This window comes from Mesorhizobium sp. L-8-10 (assembly GCF_016756635.1).
Classification (GTDB): Bacteria; Pseudomonadota; Alphaproteobacteria; order Rhizobiales; family Rhizobiaceae.
The window spans coordinates 7,087,736-7,111,623 of the sequence record NZ_AP023263.1 but is presented as its reverse complement, the minus strand read 5'-3'; the positions used below and the strand labels follow the sequence as shown (position 1 = coordinate 7,111,623).

Genomic DNA, 23,888 nt, shown 5'->3' with positions numbered 1-23,888 from the left:
GAGGAAGGCGGCATGAACGACCTTGGGGTCATTGATCGCTTCATGGAGACCTTCATCCGCTACATCGATAGCGGGTTCGGTCTGCTCTCGGGCGATCTCGCCTTCCTTACCACGAGCCTGATCGGCATCGACGTCACACTTGCCGGCCTCGCCTGGGCATTCGGCGGCGAACCCAACATATTCGGCCGGCTCATCCGCAAAGTGCTCTATGTCGGCGTCTTTGCCTTCATCTTGAATAACTTCAAGAACCTCGCCGACATCATCTATCGGTCCTTCGCTGGCCTCGGCATCAATGCGTCCTCAGGCAATCTCTCCGCCGACAATCTCCTGCATCCGGGCCGCATTGCCGCAACCGGTTTCGAGGGCGCCTGGCCGCTTCTCGATCAGGCAAGCCAGCTTCTCGGCTTCCCAGAAATCTTCGGCAACGCGCTCACCATCTTCGTGCTGCTCGTGGCCTGGTTCCTGGTCATCATCGCCTTCTTCATCCTCTCCATCCAACTCTTCATCACCATCCTCGAATTCAAACTCACCACTCTGGCCGGATTCATTCTTGTGCCCTTCGCGCTTTGGAACCGGTCAGCGTTTCTCGCCGAGCGCGTGCTCGGCAATGTCATCTCGTCGGGCATCAAGGTGATGGTGTTGGCCGTCATCATCGGCATCGGCTTCACGCTCTTTGGCGAGTTCGCTTCCGCGCTGCAAGGCAAGGAGCCGGATCTGGCCGCCGCCATGTCACAGGTCCTGGGCGCCTTGGCGCTCCTTGGTCTCGGCATTTTCGGACCTGGGATAGCCTCCGGTCTTGTCTCGGGCGCGCCGCAGCTTGGCGCGGGCGCCGCACTTGGAACCACGGCAGCCGCAGCCGGTGCATCGCTCGTTGCCGCAGGCGCAGCATTTGCCGGCGCGCGCACGGCAACCGGCAGCGGTCTCACCGCACTCCGTGCCGGCACGACCATGGGGTCAGCGGCTTCTACGGCCTGGCAGATCGGGCGCGCAACATCGCCCGAGTCCGGCCTGTCCGGTGTAGCTGCTGGAATGCATGGTGTGACCAGCGCCGCCGCCGGCGCCGCAATGCGGGCGGCACGATCTGCCGCAGGAGGCTTCGGGCGCAGCGTTGATGCCGGGCGCGAAGCTGCCTGGACCGCGACCGGTGGTGCGCCGACCGCATCCATGACCGGAAGCCCTACTGGTCCGGTCGCTGATGCCGCGCCCGGCTGGGCCAGGCGCCTGCGTTCCGAACAGACAGCCCGTGCCCACCGTCACACCGCCATGCAGGCCGTCCGTGAAGGCGACAGGCCGGGAGGCAGCGCCAATCCCTCTCTCAACGACAAGGACGACTAAATGCTATTCAAGCGACCCATTCAACGTTACGGCAAGACGCCCGAGCCGGTCACGCCGTATCAGAAGGCCGCGCAGCTCTGGGACGAGCGCATAGGCTCATCTCGAGTGCAGGCCCGCAACTGGCGGTTCATGGCTCTTGGCTGTCTGACCTTGGCGGCCGGACTTTCCGGCGGACTCGTGTGGCAGTCGATGCAGAGCCGCGTCGTGCCTTACGTCGTCGAGGTCGACGGCTTCGGCGAGGCACGCGCCGTTGCGCCGGCAATCCGGGACTACGAGCCCTCCGATGCCCAGATCGCGTGGCATCTCGGCCGCTTCATTCAGAATGTCCGTTCCGTTTCCACCGATCCGGTGCTGGTGCGGCAGAACTGGCTTTCGGCCTATGACTTCGCCACCGACCGCGCGGCGCTCTTTCTCAACGAGTACGCCAAGGCGAACGATCCTTTCGGCCAGATCGGCACACGCAGCGTGTCGGTGCAAGTGACCAGCGTGGTCAGGGCTTCCGACAGCTCGTTCCAGGTCAAATGGGCCGAGCAGGTTTTTGAGCGCGGCAGCCTTGCCAGCACGACGCGCTGGACCGCGATCCTCACCATCGTGATCCGCCCGCCAAGTAATACTGACCAACTGCGCAACAACCCGCTCGGCGTCTTCATCAATGCGATCGACTGGTCGCGCGAGCTCGACAGTGCTGCGCCGACGTCCGTTTCCCCGAAAGGAGTCCACCAATGAAGAGTAGAATGTCGTCGGTCCGTGCCGTGCTGATCCTGTCGGCCTCTACAGCAGTCCTCTCCGCCTGCGCGTCGAAGCCGGTACCGCCGCCTGAGATTTCCTATGATGCTGCCGATTTCAAACCAGCCGCAATCGAGAAGCCGCCGGAGAAGCCGGTCAAGATAGTCGAAGTGCCAAAGCCGCTGCCGTTGCCAGGTCAGCTACAGCCCGATCCGGGCAGGGTGGCCGATGACAAGCGCTCTCCTGAAGAACGGGTCTCCGATGCCAATAAAGCAGCGACGCAGCAACCCACCAGGTATGGGTACGTGAATGCGGTTCAGGTCTATCCATTCGCCGATGGCGCACTCTATCAGCTGTATGCCGCGCCGGAGCGCGTTACCGATATCGCACTCCAGCCGGGCGAGAAGCTAACAGCCGTGTCGGCCGGCGACACGGTGCGTTGGGTGATCGGCGATACCGTCAGCGGCACCGGTGACAATCAGCGCACCCATGTGCTGGTAAAACCCTTCGCGCCGGGACTTAACACAAATCTGGTGATCACCACGGAACGACGCACCTACCATTTGCAGCTTCAAAGCACCGAGAAGACCTCAATGGCGGCGATCTCCTGGACCTATAGCGAGGACCAGATCATCGCGCTACGCCAGCGCAACGCCCAAGCCGAGGCTGCCACGCCGGTGGCGTCGAATGTGGCGCTCGAGAATATCCGCTTTCGGTATTCAATCACCGGCGACACACCACCCTGGAGGCCGACGCGCGCTTTCGACGATGGCAGCAAGGTCTATATCGAATTCCCCCGTCGCATTGATCAGGGTGAAGCGCCTCCTCTCTTCATCGTCGGTGCCGATGGGGACAGCCAGCTCGTCAATTATCGCATGCGCGGCAACTACTACATCGTCGATCGCCTCTTTGGCGCTGCAGAACTGCGTCTAGGCAGCAAGCAGCAGCAGGTGGTGCGCATCACCAGGACTGACGGCCGGCAACCGCCGCGGCGGATTCCGCTCTTTGCGCGGCCCAGCAGGTGAGGGGAGCGCTCATGACCGATACTTCCCGATCCGATGCGCCGCCGAAACTCGATCCCGAGCAGCTGCAATTGCGAGCCTCGCCCCGCCGCGCTGTCCGATTCAGGCGCGGTGTGATCATCGCCATCGCTGCAGTCGGATCCGGTGCCATTCTGGGCGTCACGATGATGGCGCTTCAAGGACCGGCATGGCGTATCAAGCACCAGGCAGAGGACCGCTATAACACCGAGCGCAAGCCACCCGCCGAGGGACTAGAAGCGCTTCCCAAGGACTATTCCGGGATCATGCCGAAGGCCCCTGTGCTCGGACCGCCACTGCCCGGCGACCTCGGTCGCCCCATCCTTGAACGCCAACGTCAGCTCGGCATCGCGCCAGGGCAGGATATCTCCGCCGAGGAGCAGCGCCTTGCCCAGCAAGCAATTGAGGCGCGCGAGTCGCAAGTCTTGTTCCGGATCGACAATCGACCCAGACAGACAGATGTCGCCGGCGGCGGGCCGAGTGCGCAGCAGCCGTCTGAGGCGCTTCCGCAATCCGGAGCGACGCGCACGTCAGCTTCCGTTGCCCCAGCCGAGGGTGACCAGAACAACCAACAGCGCAAGCTCGATTTTGTCAGTCAGCGAAACACAAGCGGGATCTACAATCCGCATGCGCTGCAGACGCCGGCCTCGCCCTACCAACTGATGGCCGGCAGCGTGATCGCGGCCAGTCTCGTCACCGGCATAAATTCCGACTTGCCTGGCCTTGTCGTCGCGCAGGTCACCGAGAATGTGCACGACACAGTCACCGGCAGCATTGTGCTCATTCCGCAAGGCTCACGCCTCATCGGCACTTATGACAGCGTCGTGGCTTTTGGGCAGAGGCGCGCATTGCTGGTCTGGCAGCGAATAATCCTGCCCGACGGTTCCTCGATCGAAATCGACAATCTGCCAGCGACGGATACTGCCGGCTATGCTGGGCTTGAAGACAAGGTCGATTTTCACACCTGGCAGCTGATCAAGGGAGTTGCTCTAGCGACGCTACTGGGCGTTGGTACCGAGTTGAGCTTTGGGGAAAACGAAAGCGACCTAGTTAAGGCGATCCGGGAATCCACTCAGCAAAACATCAGTCAAGCCGGCCAGCGCATCACCGAAAAGAACCTGAATATTCAACCCACCATTATCGTCCGCCCCGGTTGGCCCCTACGCGTGATTGTACACAAGGATCTTGTGCTGCGCCCATACCCGACTTGAACAGGAGTAATCATGGCAGATCTGAAACTTGGAAAGCTTCCGGACCGGACACCTTCGAAGATGACCATCACCGTTAGCGCGGACCTGAACCAAGCACTCAAGGACTATGCGGCGCTTTACCGCCAGACCTATGGCGAGTCTGAAACGGTAGCGGAACTCATACCTTTCATGCTGGCAGGGTTTCTGGAAGGTGACAGAGCGTTTGCCAAGGCCAGAAAGGAAAGCTTGCCCGCCGGCATGTCAGAGAAATCGCGACGCGTGTCAGGTTCAGATTCCGAGTAATCGAAGCATAAAGTTGGTCAATTGGCGCAGCCGCCCGGGTGCCTAATTTCCCGGCGGTCGCGGCCTACCGATCCGTCATGTAAGGCCTATGCGCGAACTTCGAGCAGCTGGAGGTCAAGTAAGTGCCTGGGCGGCCCGGAAACCGCGAACAGGCGCAGGGCGTGCTAGCCGCACTGATGCATGGTTTCAGACCCGTGGGAACGCCGTGCGGTTGTTACTCAGAATGAGCTCATCTCAAAGGGGCATTCAAGAGCCGCGGCGCTGAGTAGCGGAAGCCGCAATGGGGTGCGTCGCTGACATTCAGTGAAAGACTGGGCCGAACAATCCAACCTGCTTGGGCGGATACGAAGTGAAGCCCTGCCTGCAGGGTTCCGGCGGGTCCCAGCCCTCTGCCATGCGACCCCCTTTGGGAAATACCCGCGTCGTCACAGCATCGTAAAGTGGCGTCATATGCACTATCGAATTGTTAGCTGCTGGTTTCGGCGATTTTGAGGAGGTTCGCGATCGACTGAAGACGGTGACGTTCGTCTGTGGCACTCAGACTGCCACTGAGTGCCTGGCCGTTCCACTTTCGAAATATTTGTCGAACTTCGCTGCAATGCTCCTTACAAAGGGACGACTTTCCGCCGATACGACGTAACTGTCACCTTGGAGTTCAAGCGGTCGAGCAGGGTCGCCAATGGCGATGGAGCTTGCTTGGAAAAGAAGCTTTTGTCCGGCTTCCCCGAAGCGTTCCACCAGATCGGCTGCTGAAAAGCCGAAATCGCACATCAAGCGCTCGATGATCCAGCCGCGAACACGGTCATCTTCGGAAAACGCGATGCCGCGGACCGTGGCCAGATGTCCCCCCTCGACTATGCGTCCATATTCGGCTGTCGACGGCATGTTCTGCGAATAGCCCTGTCGAAACCGGCTGATCGATGACGGCCCGAGCCCGATCAGTGTTTCGCAGCGATCCTCGGTGTAGCCCTGGAAATTGCGGCGGATTGTTCCCGCGCGAGCCGAGACTGCAAGCGCATCATCCGGCCTGGCGAAATGGTCTATTCCAATCGCCTCGTATCCGGCGCCCATGATCAGACGGGCGGCAATTTGCCACTGAGCGAACCGTTCGGCCGGACCCGGCAACCAGGACTCGTCGATCATAGTCTGATGCTTCTTGAACCAGGGCACATGCGCGTAGCCGAACAGCGCCATCCGGTCCGGCTCCAGAGTCAGCGCCTGCGCCACGGTGGAACAGACGCTCTCCCTGGTCTGATGCGGCAGGCCGTAAAGCAAATCGAGGTTCACGGACCCTACGCCGCGAGAGCGAATGCCGTCTACAACCGCCTTGGTCTGCAAAAAGCTCTGCTCGCGATTGATCGCCTTCTGCACCTTCGGATCGAAATCCTGAACGCCGAGGCTCGCCCGCGCCATGCCGATCTCGGCAAGTGTATCAAGGCGGGCTTCGTCCATGTCGTTGGGTTCGATTTCGACGCTGATCTTCGCATCGGCAAGAAAATCGAAGCTATCCCGCAGGACAGTTCCCAAGGCTATCATATCCTCGGGCTTCAGCATGGTCGGCGAGCCGCCGCCGAAATGCACGGCGCGGACATGGGCCTTGCCGCCGACAAGACCGGCGACAGTCGCGATCTCCGCGTGAAGCGAGCGGAGATACGAAGCCACCGGCTCGTAGCGGCGGGTCTGCTTTGTATGGCACGCACAGAACCAGCACAGCCGGTCGCAATAAGGGATGTGCAGGTAGAGCGAGACCTCGTCACCGCTTTCGAGCGCCTTCAACCAGCTTCGATAGACATCAGCGTCGACGCCAGGATGGAAATGCGGCGCGGTCGGGTAACTGGTATAACGCGGGACGTTCTCGCCAAGCCTGGCAGCTAATTCCGGTCTCATTTGGTGGTTCGCCGTTTTTGCCTCGCCGGAAGTCTGGACGCGTCGAAGAGCCAATGCCCTGATTTCGGTCAGCCTCCAGCACGGACAAACTGCCGCAAGGATTTCTCTGCCATCGCTTGCTATCCTGTCGAAACTTGGGATCGGTAGCGCGAGCGTAATGACAGTACGGCAAGACATTCACAGTTCCGGCATTCCCGTTCTTTGCCTGTCTTGCGCAGCACGACTTCGCGGCGTCTGCGCTGCGCTCGATCCAAACCATTTGGTTGGGCTCGCCAAAACTTCGTCGCGGCACAAGCTCGAGCCGGGGGTCGAACTGATCGCCGACGCCGAGGCCGTCGACAGCTATTCAACCTTGCTTTCAGGCGTTGTGAAGCTGACGAAGTGCCTTTCGGACGGCCGCCAGCAGATTGTCGGTCTTCGGTTCGCACCGGATTTTCTGGGACGGCCCTTCAAGGTGAAAAGCACGATCAACGTGGAAGCGGCAACCTCCGTCTCGCTGTGCTCGTTTCCGAAGGCGGCCGTTGAACGGATAATGAAGGAATCACCGGGACTCGAGCATCGCCTGCTCAAGCAGACGCTGGACGAACTCGACGAGGCACTTGAATGGATGGTGACTCTCGGGCGCAAGACCGCACCGGAGAAGGTGGCGAGCTTTCTCCTCATGATCGCCCGGAATATGGATTCCAGTATCGACCCGGCGGCTGGGTCGGCATGCTTCGATCTGCCGCTGACACGTGCCGACATCTCTGATTTCCTTGGACTGACGAACGAGACCGTGAGCCGCCAGCTTACGCGATTGCGGGCTGACGGCGTGATCCGGATCGAGAACAAACGCCATGTAACGGTCGACAGCATGAGCCGGCTGGAGCAGCGCTGCGGCGGCCGAGGCGCGCGGCAACCGGCCTTTGAATGAGACCTAAGCGTCGGGGCCTTCGTCGCTTATTACGATCCGCGGCAGGACATGCTCGCGTTCGAAAGCGATGTGTCGCCGCAAGCCTTCGAAGAAGCCGCGTAGCATGAATCCGACAGCTTCCGCGCTCTCTATCGGATCACCATGACCGATCGCTAGGAGCGTTTCGGCCACCTCGCCAGCGAAGCATTGATCCTCAAGGTGCTCGATGCGCAACCGGCTGGTAGAGGCAAGTTTGGCTTCGGCCGGGGTCAAGTGCGCCTCATACGCAGGGAAAATCACCCTCTCCTCAAACCCATGAATGTCACGGAGCAGCGGAACGATCTTCTTGGCCGTTCCAAGACATTTGAGGCGGTCGACGTTCGGCAGTGCATCGGCAATGCTTTCCAGCGAGAAGCAGAGCTCCAGCTTTTCCCGATGGGCAAGCTTCATGACCTCGCCCGGAATCGCCTCTGTGCCGGCCTGGCGCGAGAAAGCCGCACTTGTCCATGAGCGGGTTGGCCCGTGCTGCGTTTCCTTGTTCAAATCGCCACCTTCTGATTGCACCGAACTCGATGCTGCCCGAAGCAAAATCGTGCGGCTCTGACATGGATCAGGGCGAGCAGGCGGCAACTACGGAATTAATGCACCGCGGATTTGGCGTCCGCGCATTGGAATCCTGGTCGGGGACATGTCATGAAATTCGGCACGGAGATCGTCGTTCTAAGCCTGTTTGCTTTTGCGGCCCTGGTGGCTGCCGGCTTCGGCGTAGAAGGACCTTTTCGTCAGCATATGGGGGTTTTGTTCTTCGCCCTGGCTGGCTTTACCGCGATCCTGCTGCGCAACACAGATTTCAAGCCGGCGGCTCCGATCGACACCTCCGCCTACATGGATGGCCCGATCCGCTACGGAGCCATTGCAACGGTATTCTGGGGCGTCGTCGGCATGCTCGTCGGTGTGATCATTGCCCTGCAGCTGGCATACCCTCACCTCAACATCCAACCCTGGTTCAATTTCGGCCGGCTGCGGCCGCTGCACACATCCGGCGTCGTCTTCGCCTTCGGCGGCAACGCTTTGCTTTGCACGTCTCTCTATGTCGTGCAGCGCACGTGCCGCGCCCGGCTGTTTGGCGGCAAACTGGCCTGGTTTGTGTTCTGGGGTTACCAGCTGTTCATCGTCATGGCCGCGACCGGCTACCTGCTCGGCATCACCGAGAGCCGCGAATACGCCGAACCCGAATGGTATGTGGATCTCTGGCTGACCATCGTCTGGGTCGCCTATCTCATCTTGTTCCTCGGCACGATCCTGAAGCGCAAGGAACCGCATATCTACGTCGCCAACTGGTTCTACCTGTCCTTCATCGTGACAATCGCGATGCTGCATGTGGTCAACAATCTGTCGATGCCGGCGTCGTTCCTGGGCTCGAAGAGCTACTCCGCCTTCTCCGGCGTCCAGGACGCCTTGACGCAATGGTGGTATGGCCACAACGCCGTCGGTTTCTTCCTCACCGCCGGGTTCCTCGGCATGATGTATTATTTCGTGCCCAAGCAGGCGAACCGGCCGGTCTATTCCTACCGCCTGTCGATCGTCCACTTCTGGGCGATCATCTTTCTCTACATCTGGGCCGGCCCGCACCACCTGCATTACACCGCCTTACCCGACTGGGCGCAGACGCTCGGCATGGCGTTCTCGATCATGCTGTGGATGCCGTCATGGGGCGGTATGATCAATGGCCTGATGACGCTGTCTGGCGCCTGGGACAAGCTGCGCACCGATCCGATCATCCGCATGATGGTGATGGCAGTCGCCTTCTACGGCATGTCGACCTTCGAAGGTCCGATTATGTCGATCAAGACGGTCAATTCGCTGTCGCACTACACGGACTGGACCATCGGCCATGTCCATTCCGGCGCGCTCGGCTGGGTTGGCATGATCTCGTTCGGCGCGATCTACTACATGGTGCCGAAGCTCTGGAACCGCGAGCGCCTCTATTCGCTGCGGCTCGTCACCTGGCACTTCTGGCTGGCGACGCTCGGCATCGTCGTCTACGCCGCGGTGATGTGGGTGTCCGGCATCATGCAGGGCCTTATGTGGCGCGAATACGACGAGCAGGGTTTCCTCGTCTACTCCTTCGCCGAAACCGTCGCCGCCATGCATCCCTTCTACGTCATGCGTGCCATCGGCGGTGCGATGTACCTCACCGGCGCCCTGCTCATGGCCTGGAACGTGACCATGACCATTCTTGGCCACCAGCGCGAAGAGCAACCAATGCCAGGTTCCGAGCCCGCCCTCCGGCCTGCCGAATAGGGAGCCAGACAATGGGCTTGATGGACAAACACGCGATCATCGAGAAGACCGCCACGCTTCTTCTCGTTGGCTCTCTTCTTGTCGTGACCGTCGGCGGCATCGTCGAGATTGCGCCGCTTTTCTATCTCGACAATACGATCGAGAAAGTCGAAGGCATGCGGCCCTACTCGCCACTGGAACTCGCCGGACGCAACATCTATGTGCGCGAGGGCTGCTACCTCTGCCACAGCCAGATGATCAGGCCTTTCCGGGACGAGATCGAGCGCTACGGCCACTACAGCCTGGCCGCCGAGTCCATGTACGACCACCCCTTCCAGTGGGGCTCGAAGCGCACCGGCCCTGACCTTGCACGAGTCGGCAACCGCTATTCCAACGAATGGCACGTTCAGCACCTTATGGATCCACGTTCGGTGGTGCCGGAATCTATCATGCCTCGCTATGCCTTCCTGAAGGACGCTCCGATCGAGGTGAAGGACTTCTCGACGCATCTGGTTGCGAACGCGCGTGTTGGCGTCCCGTACTCCGATGACATGATCGCGCAGGCCAACGCAGATCTGATGGCCCAGGCCGACCCGAATGCCGATGCCTCCGGCGTCGAGAAACGCTATCCGAAAGCCAAAGTCGGTGATCTGGACGGCAATCCGCAGCAGGTGACCGAGATGGATGCCCTCGTCGCCTATCTGCAAATGCTGGGAACACTGGTCGATTTCAAGACCTATGACGATGCAGCCGGCTACCGCTGAGGGGGACGCAATGAGCTATAATTTGATGCGGGAATTCGCGGACAGCTGGGGTCTGCTTGCCATGGCGCTCTTCTACGTCGGCTGCATTGCCTTTGCCTTGCGTCCCGGCGGCAAAACACAGGCCGATCAAGCCGCCCAGATTCCATTCAAGGACGACTGATCATGAGCAGCGAGCATATCGATGAAGTCTCGGGCATCTCAACGACCGGTCATGAATGGGACGGGATAAGGGAACTCAACAACCCATTGCCCCGATGGTGGGTGATAACCTTCTACATCACCGTCGCTTGGGCGGTGGCTTATACAATTGCGTATCCGGCTTGGCCGATGCTGTCTTCCGCGACCAAGGGTGTGCTTGGCTATTCCAGCCGCAACGCTGTCAAGATTGAGCTGGCGGCTGCCGAAGCCGCCAAGGGCAAATATGTCGCGGCCATCCAGCAGAAGACCGTATCCGAGATTGCAGCCGACGACGCGCTGCGTGAATTCGCGGTAGCGGCCGGCGGAGCTACCTTCAAGGTCAATTGCGTGCAATGCCACGGCTCGGGCGCCCAAGGGTCGAAGGGCTTTCCAAACCTGAACGACGATGACTGGCTGTGGGGCGGCACGACCGAGCAGATCCAGCAAACGATCGCGCACGGCATCCGTTTCGGATCCGACCCAGATACTCGGCAGTCGGAAATGCCCCCCTTCGGTGACATCATCACGCCCGAACAGATCGCACAGGTCGGCGCCTATGTCGCCAGCCTCTCGGGCAAGGTCCAGGATGCAAGTCTTATCGAGCCCGGCGCCAAGGTATTCGCGGAAAACTGCGTCGCCTGTCATGGCGATAATGCGAAAGGCAACAAAGAGCTCGGCGCGCCCAATCTGACCGATGCGATCTGGCTCTACGCACCCGGCGAGACAGCCATCGCCGTCCAAGTCCGCGCGCCGAAGCACGGTGTCATGCCGGCCTGGATCGGGCGTCTCGGCGAGACCAAGGTTAAGGAACTTGCGGTTTATGTCCATTCGCTTGGCGGCGGAGAATAGGAACGGAAGCCTATTCTCGGCCCTCCCCGCCAAGCGACGGGGCCCGGCACGAGTCGGGCCCCGACACCATTCCGGCATGCGGCGATTGACCTGCAGCAAGGCGGCGCGGCCCACACGGCGAAGCGGGCTCACTGCAGACCGGACGTCTGTGGAAGCTGACAAGTCCGTCGCACAACGATGTCATAGGCCGCGCGCGAGTGGAGATGCACGTGCTGGATGAAACGCAGATGGAGCGGCTCGAGGCAAAAGCGGTCAACTCCGCCAAGACACGACAGCCGCTCTATGCTCCGCGCAAGAAAATCTTCCCTAAACGCGCCTCGGGCAGCTTTCGCCGCTTCAAATGGCTGGTGATGGCGATCACGCTGGGCATCTATTATCTGATGCCCTGGTTGCGCTGGGATCGAGGTCCGTTTGCTCCTGATCAGGCCGTGCTGATCGATCTTGCCAACCGCCGTTTCTACGTCTTCTTCATCGAGATATGGCCGCAGGAATTCTACTATGTCGCCGGCCTTCTGATGATGGCCGGCATCGGCCTCTTCCTGATCACGTCCACCGTCGGCCGCGCCTGGTGCGGCTATACCTGCCCGCAGACGGTATGGGTCGATCTTTTCCTAGTTGTCGAGCGGGCGATCGAAGGCGATCGCAACGCTCGCATGAAGCTCGACGCCGGCCGCTGGACCGCGCGCAAACTGGTGCTGCGTGTGTCGAAACACGCCATCTGGCTGGTCATAGCGGCAGCTACCGGCGGCGCCTGGATCCTCTATTTCGCCGATGCGCCGACGCTGATCGGCGACGTATTCAACCGCACCGCCGCTTCGGTCGCCTACGTCACCATCGCCGTGCTGACAGCGACCACCTACACGTTCGGCGGGCTGATGCGGGAACAGGTCTGCACCTACATGTGCCCGTGGCCGCGCATCCAGGCTGCCATGCTCGACGAGAATTCGCTCACCGTGACCTACAATGACTGGCGTGGCGAACCTCGTTCGCGGCACGCCAAGAAGGTCCAGGCTGCGGGGCAGCCGGTCGGTGACTGCGTCGACTGCAATGCCTGTGTCGCAGTCTGCCCGATGGGGATCGACATTCGCGACGGCCAGCAACTCGAATGCATCACTTGCGCGCTGTGCCTTGATGCCTGCGACGGCGTCATGAACAAGCTCGGCAAGGAGCGCGGGCTGATCTCCTATGCGACGCTGTCCGACTACAACGCCAACATGGCGGTGGCGACCGCAGGCGGCTCCGGTCGGGTGAACCCTTCACTCGTCAGAACGGCCGACAGCACATTCTCCGCCAGGTTGGCGCATTTCCATATTCGCAAGATCTTCCGGCCGAGGACCTTCTTCCACATGGGCGCGTGGACGGCGGTCGGGCTTGCCTTGCTCTATTCGCTGCTGACGCGCGACCGACTCGAGATCAACGTCCTGCACGACCGCAATCCGCAATTCGTGACCCTGTCCGACGGCTCGATCCGCAACGGTTACACCGTCAAGCTGCTTAACATGATCCCCGAGCCAAGGACGATCGTCGTCACGATGCAGGGCTTGCAGGGAGCCGAAATGAGCGTCGTCGGCAGTGATCTGCCGGCAGCTCGCTTGTTCGCCATCGCGGTCGAACCCGACCGGCTGAACATGCTGAAGGTCTTCGTGCGCCAGCCAGCGGGTGAGGTTCGGCACGCTGCACAAACCTTCAAGTTCCGCGTCGAGGACAGAGCGAGCTTCGAATCGGACGAATACACCGCCACCTTCAACGCACCGGAGATCGCCAGATGAGCACCAATACGCAAAAGACGCGTGAGTTCACCGGCAGGCACATGCTGCTCACCATTCTCGGCTTTTTCGGCGTGATCATCGCGGTCAATCTCACGATGGCGACACTCGCCAGCACGAGCTGGACCGGCCTTGTCGTCGAGAACACCTATGTGGCCAGCCAGCAATTCAACCGAAAGGCCGAGGAAGGGCGCGCGCAGGCGGCACTCGGCTGGACCGGCAAACTGACGATCGCTCGGGGTGAGGTCCGCTACAGCTTGAGCGATACCACCGGCAAGCCGGTCCCGTTGCATGGCGTCAAGATACTGTTTCGTCATTCCGCCTACGAGGCTGGGGACAAGGCCGTCACTCTCGCCCTCGTCTCGGACCAGGAATTTGCCGCGCAGCACTTGCCAAGGGATGGCGTCTGGATCGTCGAAGTCGACGCCGATGCCGGTCTGACAGAGCCCTATCGCGACGTTCGCCGGATCATGATTTCGCAAGGAGCGCTGCAATGAGCTGTTGTGCACCCAGCGCGGAACTGGCGCTGGATCTGACCAGTACCACATCGGTCCTGCCGTCTAGCCAGGAGATCAGGTTGGCGAGCCGATCGCTTGGCGACAATCTTTGGCAGACCGACCTTTCAGTGCCGACGGTTCACTGCGCGGCGTGCATCCAGGCCATCGAGACGGCTCTCGGAAGGCTCGATCGCGTCGAAGGCGCTCGTGTCAACCTGTCGACGAAACGGGTCGCGATCCGGTGGCGTGGGGACTCTGTGCCTCCGTTTGTCGCCGCGCTGGGACGGCTGGGCTTTCAGGCGCACCTGTTCGAAGCCGACGCTGATAAGAAGGACAAGACGCTTGCCGAGCTGATCCGCGCGGTCGCGGTCGCCGGGTTCGCCGCCGGCAACATCATGCTTCTTTCGGTCTCGGTCTGGTCCGGCGCCGAAGGTGCTACCCGCGACCTGTTTCACTGGGTCTCTGCATTGATCGCCATCCCGGCGCTCACCTTTGCCGGCGGCATCTTCTTCCGCTCGGCCTGGAATGCACTGCGCCACGGCCGCATGAACATGGACGTGCCGATCGCGGTTGGGGTGTCGCTCGCTTATGCCATGAGCCTCTACGAGACGATCAATCATGGCGATCACGCCTATTTCGACGCGTCCGTATCCCTGCTGTTTTTCCTGTTGATCGGCCGCACCCTGGATCACGTCATGCGCGAACGGGCACGGACCGCCGTGAAAGGCCTGTCCCAGTTGGCCGCACGTGGCGCCATGGTGCTGCGCGGCGATGGCGCGCGCGACTACCTGCCGGTTGGCGAGATCGAACCGGGCATGCAACTGCTGGTCGCCGCCGGCGAAAGGGTGCCTGTCGACAGCAGGGTCATTCGCGGCGCGTCGGATCTCGACTGCTCGCTGGTTTCCGGCGAGAGCACACCGAAAACCGTGGCGTCCGGGGAACAGGTTCAGGCCGGCACGCTCAATCTTACCGGCCCGCTGACCATCGAAGCGACCGCTGCCGCAAAGGACTCCTTCCTGGCGGAAATGGTTCGGCTGATGGAAGCCGCCGAAGGTGGTCGTGCGCACTATCGGCGGATCGCCGACCGTGTCTCGGCGCTCTACGCGCCGGTGGTCCATCTCACCGCCTTCGTGACGTTCCTTGGCTGGATGGCGGTAACCGGCGACTGGCACCGGGCAGTGACGATCGCGATCGCCGTTCTCATCATCACATGCCCGTGCGCGCTCGGTCTGGCCGTGCCGATCGTGCAAGTGGTCGCGGCGCGCCGCTTGTTCGAAGCCGGCATGATGGTCAAGGACGGATCGGCCATGGAGCGCCTGGCCGCGATAGACGTGGCGGTATTCGACAAGACGGGCACGCTAACGCCCGGTCAGCCCAGGCTGGTCAACGCGTCGACCATCGATCCGGCGATGCTGGCGATCGCAGCCGACATGGCGGCGCACTCCCGTCACCCGTTCTCGAAGGCCATCGCCGCATTCGCGGGTTTTGCCGGCCAGCCGAAGCTGGAAGCCGTCAGCGAGCACCCGGGTCTCGGCATCGAAGCGACGACCGCGGACAGCACCTGGCGTCTTGGCCGGCGCGGCTGGGCCGGATGGAAAGCCCGGACCGGTGGCGAAGGCAAGTATGGCGGCTATGGCGGGACGGTGCTCTCGAAGAATGGGAGGATCGTCGCCTCCTTCACGTTCGAGGACGCTACGCGCGCCGACGCCAAGGCGGCGGTCGGGCAATTGAAGGATGCCGGCGTGTCGGTCGAAATGCTGTCCGGGGATATAGCCCATGCCTGCGGCGAGGTTGCCGGGACGTTGGATATCGAGAGTTTCGTTCCGGCGCTGCTTCCCTCCGGCAAGGTTGAGCGGATCGAGGTGCTGGCCAGGGCGGGCCACAAGGTTCTGATGGTGGGCGACGGGCTCAACGACACGCCGGCCCTCGCTGCCGCGCATGTCTCGATCGCGCCGGCAACCGCCGCCGATGTCGGCCGCAACGCCGCCGATTTCGTCTTCCTGCGCGAAAGCCTGCTGGCGGTGCCCCTGGCGCTGGATGTCTCGCGGCAAGCGGGAAGGCTGATCCGGCAGAATATCGCCATTGCGATCGTCTACAACGCTGTCGCCGTGCCGATTGCCATTCTCGGGCACGTCACGCCGTTGATCGCGGCGATCGCGATGTCGGCCTCATCGCTGCTGGTCATCGGAAACGCGCTGCGCCTGCAGGGCTTTAGGCTCGCCGAGCTGACGAGGGCTTCTTCGGCAACGCATTCCGGCATTCACCCATCAGCGCGGTCATCATGACGATACTCGTCTACCTCATGCCAGTCGCCCTATTTCTTGGCGCACTGGGGCTGACTGGCTTTCTGTGGGCGTTGAAGAGTGGCCAATATGAGGATCTTGACGGAGCCGCTGAGCGCATCCTCCGGGACGACAAGCCGGAACGCTGAGCCAGACCGCTGTTCCTGACGCTGTGCTGACGCCTCCCGTCAGCCGACTCGGAAAAACGAAAGCTCCACAACCAGTTAAGCCGCTTGACGTAGATTTGTGAAAAGCCCCTGTCCCTCGAAGGACTGCGTCGCCGGTTCCGCCCCAACATAGACGCGGCCAATGTCATAACGTACGCAAAGCTGATGTTCATGTTCACGATAGGTGCGGACACGGGGTTGCAGTTACACTTGTTTGGGTTCAACTGCAGGTTTCGTGCACCCAATTTCGTCCAGATAATCGGCCCACCACTGCATCATACTGACGCGCTTTTCCCAGTGCTCTGCCCTGGCGTAAGCGCGCCGAACGTCGTTCTTTTCAATATGGGTCAGCTGTCTCTCTTGCGTCTGGATGCCACTTGCCGCATTCATTCAACAGAGTTGATGCCGTTGCTCGGAAACCGTGAGCCGTTGCTTCTTTCTTGCTGTAACCCATGCGACGCAGGGCGGCGTTAAGTGTATTGTCGGAAATCGGACGAGAACCCGATCGCACACTTGGAAACAGCAGCGCCTCGCCGCCGGAAATGTCTCTGAGATCGGTCAGGATTTTGATGACCTGCCTCGAAAGTGCAACGCGGTGCGGCCGCCGCATTTTCATGCGTGCTTCCGGGATGGTCCACACCGAACCTTTGAAGTCGAACTCTTCTTATCCGGCGGCTCGCAACTCGCCGGGGCGGGGAAACAGTAGGCGCAGTTATGCGACGCTAAGTTTCCGGAAATAGCTTAGGAAACAGTTCGTCCAACGTGTCGACCGGGAAGCGTAGCGATACCGGTCCTTTCGGGGTATCGGACGCAAGCAGGCCAAGCTCGAGCACCTCGGTAAACACGCGGCGGGCCGTACGTTCCGGCAAGCCAGCGATACGTGAGGCCTCACCGCGATCGAACTCGCCGCGCAGAAGCGCCTCCTCGAGCAGCCGGAAAGCTTCGGGCTTCAAGTCGTAGCGTTGAACGAACCGCTGCAGGCGCCGGGCTAGTTGGTTCAAATCGAACAGGCTCGACATGAAACTGACCTGGTCGATGCATACGCGTAGAAACCATAAGGTAAAATCCGCCAGCGCCCGCATAGAAAGATTGCCGCGGCCGTCGCGATCGCCTTGGCGTGGCATGTCGGCGTGATCCATCATGCGTTTATAGTCGCCGCGGCTTTCCAGACCCCGCGCCAGGCCTCGGGAAATCGACCACAGCCCATGCGCGGCGATTCCTGCCTCATGGGCCATGGCGTGACTCATCAAGCGGCTGACGCGTCCATTGCCGTCTGGGAAGGGATGAATGTAATTGAACCGATGATGCGCGGCCGGAATCGCCAATATCCTAGCCGCTTTGCCCGTACGTTGGAAGCGGTACCGGCTAGCGAAATGCTCCATGAACGCTTCGACGCGATCGCTTGACGGCGGCTGGTGGCGGCCGACAGTGACATCATGTTCAGGCTGTGATCGCCACCGACCCGGAACCATCAAGAATTCTCTGTCTGCGCCGCGAATGCGCAACATCGCCTCATCGGCGTCACGGTAGAATTCCGCATGCAGCCAGCGCAAAAAATCAAGCGAAGCCGGTTCTGGGAGCTGACCCTCTGCGGCCAGGCGATCGATTTCCCCCTGCAGTCGAACATGGGCCGCGGCTTCCACCTGCAGGTTGCGTCGTTCCTGGTCTTTGTCGAATTCGCCGGCGAGGGCGCGTTCGATGTCGCGCGGGCGTGTGTTGTGGCCCTCGATCAGGTTGCTGTAATAGGTGTTCATGATGCGCACGAGATCCGCCAGGTTCGCGGCCGTGCGCGGATGCAGCTTGGCGCCGAGAACCGCCGAGCTTGCTGACAGCTCAGCCAGCGCGTCGGAGATAGGCTCCGCAACGTCTTCCAGGCGCGCCGGCTCGATGCGCTGTACGATCTCTTCCATGATTGGCCGATGTTAGATCGCGCTAAGTACGTATATGTCAACAGAAATTTTAGCTGAGCGCCCATAACTGGCCGATCATTTGGCCGATGTTAGGCGCTACCTCGGCTTCACCGAGACGGTTGATCGACGACGCCAATGCCGATGCCGATGATGGCCGATATTCGCTATGCTTAGCGCATTGATAGCATGTACAAATTTGCGATCGGTAGGTCGATTTGGCCGATCGCTTGGCCGAACTTCGTCGGTCGCGCTGACTAGAATATACGACCAGGAAAATACAGGCGACTCCAAATGATTTCTCCAGAGATTGCGGAAGCACGCGACGCTGCGACCCGGCTGCGCGAGGACTCGAACGAGGCAGCCCAATACCGCTGAGCTCTGCGAGAGCGTGTGGAAGCCCGATGCGGGCCGCCAGGTTCTCCCGTTTGCGTTTTCTGCATGAGTTTTAAAAAACAAGTATGGAATTACCACGGTTCCGGTCGTCGGTTACGTCAATGACGGAACCGACGACATAATGATTTCCCACGCCTGGCTGGAGTATGACGGTAAGAAGACCGATGTTAGCCTCGCCGTGACAGCACATCCAGATGTCTCGCCTGCAGGACAACTCATAATCCTCGATCGGGTGGTTAAGCGTGGACACGAGTATTCCTACCATCGCGAGATGACGACGGCTGGGCTGCTTCAGCTGCAGAAAATGCGTATGGTTGGCCAGCAAGCGCTCGTTGATCATAAGATGGAAGAGCACTCGCTCATGACAGCCCGGAGCACGCAAACTGACTTGATCCGCTCCTACCTTGACGGCGAGCCGAACGGTTTGACCTATGAGAAGATCGTTGCGTTTATCGAGTTCTGATCGGTTACCGATAAGGCCAAACTTCCATCTGTGAATCTTTTTACAGGGCGCCGCCTGGTTGTGCGTTCTATAAGCGATTGAGGCATATGCCGCGACAGTCTTGCTGCGCCATGTCATGGCACAGCAAGAACTGTGAAAAAGTAGGATAGTTCATAGCCCCGGCGCTTACTTCGTCACATCAGCTTGCCACCAAGGAGATGCGTGAATGTCGAGGGGAGATGCCAAGCAGCGCGGGCAGTGAAAAAGGTTCGCGGCAACTTCAACCCCGGTAGACGACTGGTCGCAATGCAAGCAAAACCAGATGTCACTTACCTCATGACCTAGGGGGTGTTCGGCACGGCCGGTGCTGTCTGGCACCGTTGAGCGACGAGGCCAGTCTGACGCGATTCGCGCGTGAACCAGCTTGCGCCAACCCGAAGCTATTTCGAGCGCGGCATTTCGGAAGTTTGTGTGGTCAATCGGGTTCGCTTTGAGCCTGCGATCTGTTACTCGAAAACGAGCAGGAGCTAAGGGGGCCTCGGGTAAGGTCACCTCCCAACCTCGTCCCCACATGCGAACATCGTCCGAATGCGTGCTCACCCGATAGCTGTGCCCTTGCAGTTCGCCCTCGAACTTGTCAGGGCCAAGCACGCTCCAGGGATCAGTATCTATGGAAATCAGCGGATTTTCGGCAAGCACCAGCGCCCGAGCGATAGCCAGATCCGCCTCAGACGGACGCCATCCCTTCCTTTCTGCATTGGTCAGCGCGTTCCAATGCGGGTTGGCCTGCTGCCGGTTTCGTGGACACCGAGATAAGGTGTTTAACGGAACTGGAGAGTGGGAATGCGAAGAAGGAAGTTCAGCCGCGAGTTCAAGCTTGAGGCGGTGAGGCTGGTGAAGGATCGGGGCGTTGCGGTTGCTCAGGCGGCGCGCGATCTTGATCTCCACGAGAACGTGCTGCGCAAATGGGTGCGCGAGCTGTCGACCGATCCGCAGCATGCCTTTCCCGGCCATGGGCAGATGAAGCCGGAGCAGCTTGAGATCGATCGGCTGCGCAAGGAAGTGGCGAAGCTGAAGGCGGAGCGCGACATCCTAAAAAAGGCCGCAGCCTACTTCGCGAGGGAAGCGATATGAGGTTCGCTTTCATCGCGAGGCACCGTTCGATCTGGCCGGTGGCATGGCTGTGCAGTGCGCTGGATGTCTCCCGCTCGGGCTTCCATGCCTGGCTCAACCGCAGCCCCAGCGCTCGCGCTCGGCACGACGAAGTCCTGGTGACGAAGATCGATCGCAGCTTCAAAAGCAGCGACCGCACCTATGGCGCTCGCCGCGTCTGGCACGACGTTCTGGCTGAAGGCTTCTCCTGCGGCCTTCATCGTGTCGAGAGGCTCATGCGTGAGAACGGGCTGCGTGCCCGGCCGCGCCGCCGTGGGCTGCCGAAGGACATTGGCGAGCGAGCGGCAGTGTCGGACAACCTCCTCGACCGCGCCTTCGAGGCAGCGGCCCCGAACCAGAAGTGGATCGCCGACTTCACCTACATCTGGACCGCCGAAGGCTGGCTCTACGTTGCCGCCGTCGTCGATCTGTTCTCCCGCCGTGTCGTCGGCTGGGCGATGAAGGCGGAGATGACGGCCCAGCTCGTGACCGACGCCCTCATCATGGCGATCTGGCGCCGAGGCAAGCCGGACAGCCTGCTGCATCATTCGGACCAGGGATCGCAATACACCAGCGAGCAGTTCCAGCGCCTGATGGCCGACCACGGCATCACCTGTTCGATGAGCCGGTCGGGCAACGTCTGGGACAATGCCGCGATGGAGAGCTTTTTCTCGTCGCTTAAGACCGAACGGACAGCCCGCAAGGTCTACAGGACGAGGGACGACGCCAGGGCGGATGTGTTCGACTACATCGAGTGCTTCTACAACCCCCGGCGACGGCACTCGACGCTGGGCTATCTCAGCCCCGTGGAGTTCGAGGAACAAGCGATGTTAGCTTAACCTGGTGTCCGAAAAACCGGCAGCAGGCCAGGTAGCCCAATGCCTGCGCAATCACTTCCAACGCGCCTACGTGTTTTATTCGCCTGGCGCGGGCAATGTTTCGCGCAGCGGTCTTCAGTTCTTTCAGTTGATCGCTATTGCTCATGATCCATTCCTATCGTGGTAACGGATCCAACATGTGCCCACTGCTGACAGACCCGTCCCAGGAGGGAATGGTTGGTTTAATCTCAGCGACAGCGCACTGCGAGGCTTTGCATGGTGGGCACACTGGCCTGTGCGGGAGGCCATCACCAAATTGCCTTCAGCCACAAAAAACGTCAAGTCATTTACCGAGACTTGGAACGGTTGCCGCCGAATGAGTCAGGGCTGCCTCGCGTCACATACTCGGCATAGCGTCAATCGTTCAATGCCTCGCAAGCAGGCGTTCGGGGCAACGGCAGTCGAACTGTGACAGACGAGGGTGGTCACCGAATCTTAGACGAATGAGATGGCCGTTCGATCGGCGACCATGGAGACTTCAAGCGTCCCGAGACCGCTCTTCTCCTGCCTCATGTTATGATCCCTTGAAACGAAGGGGCGGCCGTGTAGCGGCCGCCCCTTCGCACCCCTGCCTAAGATTCCTCCCGCACTGTTCCTATGTCGGCGGCCTTGTGTTCTTGTTTTGTTCTGATATCCTTCCTTAACCCGCTCAGAATAATATTCTTCAATATTTTCGAAGGGGGATCGAGTTTTGCTTGTAGAGAATCTTTCTATCGGCCGAGTCGTTATGCATGAGGTATTCCAGAGGAAAGACGGGCCCAATGTAGTGCCGCCATCCTACGGGAAGGATCTCGAAATACTGGATGCCAAGGCTCTCAGTCATTTTGGGATGCGTATCACCGACGCGCTCTCCGCACAGTCCAAGAGCATAGAGATGCAGATAGTGAAGACCAATGACGCGAGCGTGGTTGGGACTGCTCGACGTCTTGTTCTCGCAACCGACACCGATTTCCCTAGCATCTCCAATCACATGGCCGATGCCCTCGCTGACGCACAGAAATCACGAGGGATTCCCGGTGGAATGCTTCTAGTCTTCGATGGGAAAGTCGGTGGCGACGGAAAGCCCTTCTTAGGGGTGATTAAAGCGGAGATGCAGTCCGGCTTTCAACGCCGACTGGCTGCGGCAAAAGTTGTGACCGAATTCCTCGAGAACATCTTCCTGACGCCAGCCACGAGACTTTACAAGCTTGCTCTGTTCATCTCTGAAGATGCCGCTGTCACGGCGAGCACAAATTGGCGATGCTTCGTATTTGATAGCAATATCACCGCCGCCCGCCGAGAGAACGCGGCCGTATATTTCTACGACGGCTTTCTTGGCTGCGCCTTTCCTGAGAGCGGGAAATATGAAACCGCGAAGTTCTTCGACCTCACGAAGGAATTCGTTCGCACCTCGGTAAATGAGCGAGATCTCCGAAGGGACCTGGGCGACGCGCTGTTCGCCTTCGTCAAGGTAGATCAGGCACCCACGTTCACCTCGCAACAGTTCGGCGACACGTATCTGCCACCCGAATTGCGTGACCCGTTTAACAAGTTCCTCGAAGCCAAGAAATTCCCGACCAATAGAGCTGTGGTTCGGGACATCAGCGAGATGGGTGGAAGGTTGCGGCGCCGGAAGTACAAGTTCGGTCCAGACATCGAGTTCTCTGCGTCCCCGGACGCGATACGGAATGGCACCGTGACAATCGAGGATGTGCCGGCAGGCGATGTTTCCGAAGGTGAGGCTGCAAGCTGGACCAGGATCACGGTCCGCAGGCCAGTCACCGAACAGCTATGACCACCGAGCTCGAGATCCTGCGACGCTGGGAGGCGGAGCAGCAGTACTACGATGCCTGGGGTAGGTTCGTCATCCACGCGGTCATCGAGGGGCTCTCGACCCAAGTGGAGGCGCCGGACCTGTTCTTGCGCCTTCCGGTTAAGCAAAGGCTGAAGGAGAGCAAGTCGCTCATCCAAAAGGCACTCTATCGCGGCAAGGGCTACGCAAGCCCGTATGACGACATCGAGGACAAGGTGGGCATCCGCTTCGTCGTGCTCACATCCGACGAAATACCCGTTGTCGAGAAGGCGATCGCCGAATTCGGCGACAAGTACTGGTTCTGGGAAAAAGCCCGGGACTTCGCCAAGGAGCGAGCCCGAAAGCCTTGGGAGTTCGGATACCAGTCGGTCCACTACGTGGTTCGGGCAAAGGCAGGGGTCGTATTCGAAGGCGTCCCTATACCGCTGGACATTCCGTGCGAGATCCAGGTCCGCACGCTGCTGCAGCATGCCTTCAGCGAAGTCACCCACGACACAATCTACAAGCCGAGCGTCAAATCGACGCCTGAGATGATGCGGGCTGCGGCAAAGGCGATGGCGTTGATCGAAGCGACTGACGACTACTTCCGCCAAGTCGGCAACCTCATCGACGCATCGGTCAAGAGCGTCAAGGCTCTGATCGACGCCTTGTCCGTGTACTACCGAGACAAGATCGGTGTGGACGCGACTGTCACCACTCTCGACGGTGAGTTGATCGACGCGTACCTCCCACTGGCCGGCGAGAGCTCAATTGAAGACATCCTCCTTTGGCTGAACACCAAGGATTTCATCATGGAGCGCATCAAGGGCCGGCGAGAGGCCCAGACCCTGTTCGCCTTGCCCTCGATTTTGTTGCTCTACTTCGTGGTGGGCAATTTTCCGAGCATCGCCACCTCGCCAGGTTTACTGACCGATGAGGAACTCGGGCCGATATACTCCGACCTTGGCTTGGCCCTTCCGCAGTAGGCCACAAAGCAGTCCAAGGCGTCGACGCTCAAGTCAAGAGAGGTTGGCCTTGAGAAAAAATCGTCGCTCAGAACGGAACCTGCGCTGGAGCACCGGCTGATCAGTCGCCCATTTCCCGCTGAGAGACGCTCACCGAAGAGTTGTGTCGACAGAAGTTCGCCAAGCGTGACGTTGACGGGCGGCCACTATCTTGGTTCT

The 23,888-nt window shown here is 60.3% G+C and carries 21 protein-coding genes and 1 pseudogene; 18 read left to right on the top strand and 4 right to left on the bottom strand.

Annotated features, from left to right (window positions below):
- Window positions 1-12: 12 nt before the first annotated feature.
- Genes trbL through JN280_RS33220 form a run of 5 tightly spaced genes read left to right on the top strand, consistent with a single transcriptional unit; the run spans window position 13 to window position 4,594 of the window.
- A complete protein-coding gene (gene trbL / locus JN280_RS33240; protein WP_202308579.1) occupies window positions 13-1,335 on the top strand; it encodes a P-type conjugative transfer protein TrbL in 1,323 nt (440 codons plus the stop codon).
- On the top strand, window positions 1,336-2,061 hold the full coding sequence (gene trbF, locus JN280_RS33235; protein ID WP_010914023.1) for a conjugal transfer protein TrbF: 726 nt from the start codon (window positions 1,336-1,338) through the stop codon (window positions 2,059-2,061).
- A gap of 8 nt (window positions 2,062-2,069) precedes the next feature.
- Window positions 2,070-3,086 (top strand): P-type conjugative transfer protein TrbG, encoded by a 1,017-nt coding sequence (gene trbG / locus JN280_RS33230; protein WP_446720516.1) that lies wholly within the window; start codon window positions 2,070-2,072, stop codon window positions 3,084-3,086.
- Window positions 3,087-3,097: 11 nt separating this feature from the next.
- Window positions 3,098-4,312 carry a TrbI/VirB10 family protein gene (locus JN280_RS33225; protein ID WP_096453976.1) on the top strand — a complete coding sequence of 405 codons (1,215 nt, stop codon included), beginning with the start codon at window positions 3,098-3,100 and terminating at the stop codon, window positions 4,310-4,312.
- Window positions 4,313-4,324: 12 nt separating this feature from the next.
- Window positions 4,325-4,594, top strand: a complete 270-nt coding sequence (locus JN280_RS33220) for a DUF2274 domain-containing protein (RefSeq protein WP_010914026.1) — start codon at window positions 4,325-4,327, stop codon at window positions 4,592-4,594.
- A gap of 537 nt (window positions 4,595-5,131) precedes the next feature.
- Here JN280_RS33220 and hemN read toward each other — a convergent pair.
- Complete coding sequence (hemN, locus tag JN280_RS33215; protein WP_202315205.1) at window positions 5,132-6,481, bottom strand: oxygen-independent coproporphyrinogen III oxidase; 1,350 nt, start codon at window positions 6,479-6,481, stop codon at window positions 5,132-5,134.
- A 157-nt stretch (window positions 6,482-6,638) separates the two neighbouring features.
- On the opposite strand from hemN, the gene JN280_RS33210 reads away from it, so the two are divergent.
- A complete protein-coding gene (locus JN280_RS33210) occupies window positions 6,639-7,394 on the top strand; it encodes a Crp/Fnr family transcriptional regulator (protein WP_202308575.1) in 756 nt (251 codons plus the stop codon).
- Between the two features lie 3 nt (window positions 7,395-7,397).
- Here the strand turns inward: JN280_RS33210 and JN280_RS33205 are convergent, their stop codons facing one another.
- Entirely contained in the window at window positions 7,398-7,937 is a 540-nt protein-coding gene (locus tag JN280_RS33205; RefSeq protein WP_010914029.1) for a hemerythrin domain-containing protein, read from the bottom strand.
- Between the two features lie 129 nt (window positions 7,938-8,066).
- Between JN280_RS33205 and ccoN the strand changes: the two genes are divergently transcribed.
- From ccoN to ccoS, 8 genes are all read left to right on the top strand, one after another.
- Window positions 8,067-9,677, top strand: a complete 1,611-nt coding sequence (ccoN, locus tag JN280_RS33200; protein WP_202308573.1) for a cytochrome-c oxidase, cbb3-type subunit I — start codon at window positions 8,067-8,069, stop codon at window positions 9,675-9,677.
- An 11-nt stretch (window positions 9,678-9,688) separates the two neighbouring features.
- On the top strand, window positions 9,689-10,420 hold the full coding sequence (ccoO, locus tag JN280_RS33195) for a cytochrome-c oxidase, cbb3-type subunit II (protein WP_202308571.1): 732 nt from the start codon (window positions 9,689-9,691) through the stop codon (window positions 10,418-10,420).
- 10 nt (window positions 10,421-10,430) lie between these two features.
- Window positions 10,431-10,580, top strand: a complete 150-nt coding sequence (locus JN280_RS33190; protein WP_202308569.1) for a cbb3-type cytochrome c oxidase subunit 3 — start codon at window positions 10,431-10,433, stop codon at window positions 10,578-10,580.
- 2 nt (window positions 10,581-10,582) lie between these two features.
- Window positions 10,583-11,446 (top strand): cytochrome-c oxidase, cbb3-type subunit III, encoded by an 864-nt coding sequence (ccoP, locus tag JN280_RS33185; protein WP_202308567.1) that lies wholly within the window; start codon window positions 10,583-10,585, stop codon window positions 11,444-11,446.
- Between the two features lie 203 nt (window positions 11,447-11,649).
- Window positions 11,650-13,215 carry a cytochrome c oxidase accessory protein CcoG gene (gene ccoG, locus JN280_RS33180; RefSeq protein ID WP_446720795.1) on the top strand — a complete coding sequence of 522 codons (1,566 nt, stop codon included), beginning with the start codon at window positions 11,650-11,652 and terminating at the stop codon, window positions 13,213-13,215.
- On the top strand, window positions 13,212-13,709 hold the full coding sequence (locus tag JN280_RS33175; protein WP_202308563.1) for a FixH family protein: 498 nt from the start codon (window positions 13,212-13,214) through the stop codon (window positions 13,707-13,709). The genes ccoG and JN280_RS33175 overlap by 4 nt, the downstream gene beginning before the upstream one ends.
- A complete protein-coding gene (locus JN280_RS33170; protein WP_202308561.1) occupies window positions 13,706-15,994 on the top strand; it encodes a heavy metal translocating P-type ATPase in 2,289 nt (762 codons plus the stop codon). The genes JN280_RS33175 and JN280_RS33170 overlap by 4 nt, the downstream gene beginning before the upstream one ends.
- Window positions 15,991-16,140: a cbb3-type cytochrome oxidase assembly protein CcoS gene (gene ccoS, locus JN280_RS33165; protein ID WP_006329249.1), complete on the top strand. Its 150-nt coding sequence runs from the start codon at window positions 15,991-15,993 to the stop codon at window positions 16,138-16,140. The genes JN280_RS33170 and ccoS overlap by 4 nt, the downstream gene beginning before the upstream one ends.
- 222 nt (window positions 16,141-16,362) lie before the next feature.
- Here ccoS and JN280_RS33160 read toward each other — a convergent pair.
- Window positions 16,363-16,870, bottom strand: a pseudogene (locus JN280_RS33160) (tyrosine-type recombinase/integrase); the annotation flags it as partial.
- A 10-nt stretch (window positions 16,871-16,880) separates the two neighbouring features.
- The gene (locus JN280_RS33155) at window positions 16,881-18,068 is read right to left on the bottom strand and encodes a Fic family protein (protein WP_202308559.1); all 1,188 of its coding nucleotides are present in this window, start codon (window positions 18,066-18,068) and stop codon (window positions 16,881-16,883) included.
- A gap of 514 nt (window positions 18,069-18,582) precedes the next feature.
- Between JN280_RS33155 and JN280_RS33150 the strand changes: the two genes are divergently transcribed.
- The 4 genes from JN280_RS33150 (at window position 18,583) to JN280_RS33135 (ending at window position 23,690) form a co-directional block, all read left to right on the top strand.
- A complete protein-coding gene (locus JN280_RS33150; protein ID WP_202308557.1) occupies window positions 18,583-18,924 on the top strand; it encodes a hypothetical protein in 342 nt (113 codons plus the stop codon).
- Between the two features lie 822 nt (window positions 18,925-19,746).
- A protein-coding gene (locus tag JN280_RS33145) for an IS3 family transposase (RefSeq protein WP_202308555.1) occupies window positions 19,747-20,894 on the top strand; the annotation gives its coding sequence in 2 pieces (ribosomal slippage) (window positions 19,747-19,996 and window positions 19,996-20,894; 1,149 coding nt in all).
- A 766-nt stretch (window positions 20,895-21,660) separates the two neighbouring features.
- Entirely contained in the window at window positions 21,661-22,707 is a 1,047-nt protein-coding gene (locus JN280_RS33140) for a nucleoid-associated protein (protein ID WP_202308554.1), read from the top strand.
- Complete coding sequence (locus tag JN280_RS33135) at window positions 22,704-23,690, top strand: GTP pyrophosphokinase (RefSeq protein ID WP_202308552.1); 987 nt, start codon at window positions 22,704-22,706, stop codon at window positions 23,688-23,690. Before JN280_RS33140 ends, JN280_RS33135 begins: the two co-directional genes overlap by 4 nt.
- The last annotated feature ends 198 nt before the right edge of the window (window positions 23,691-23,888 follow it).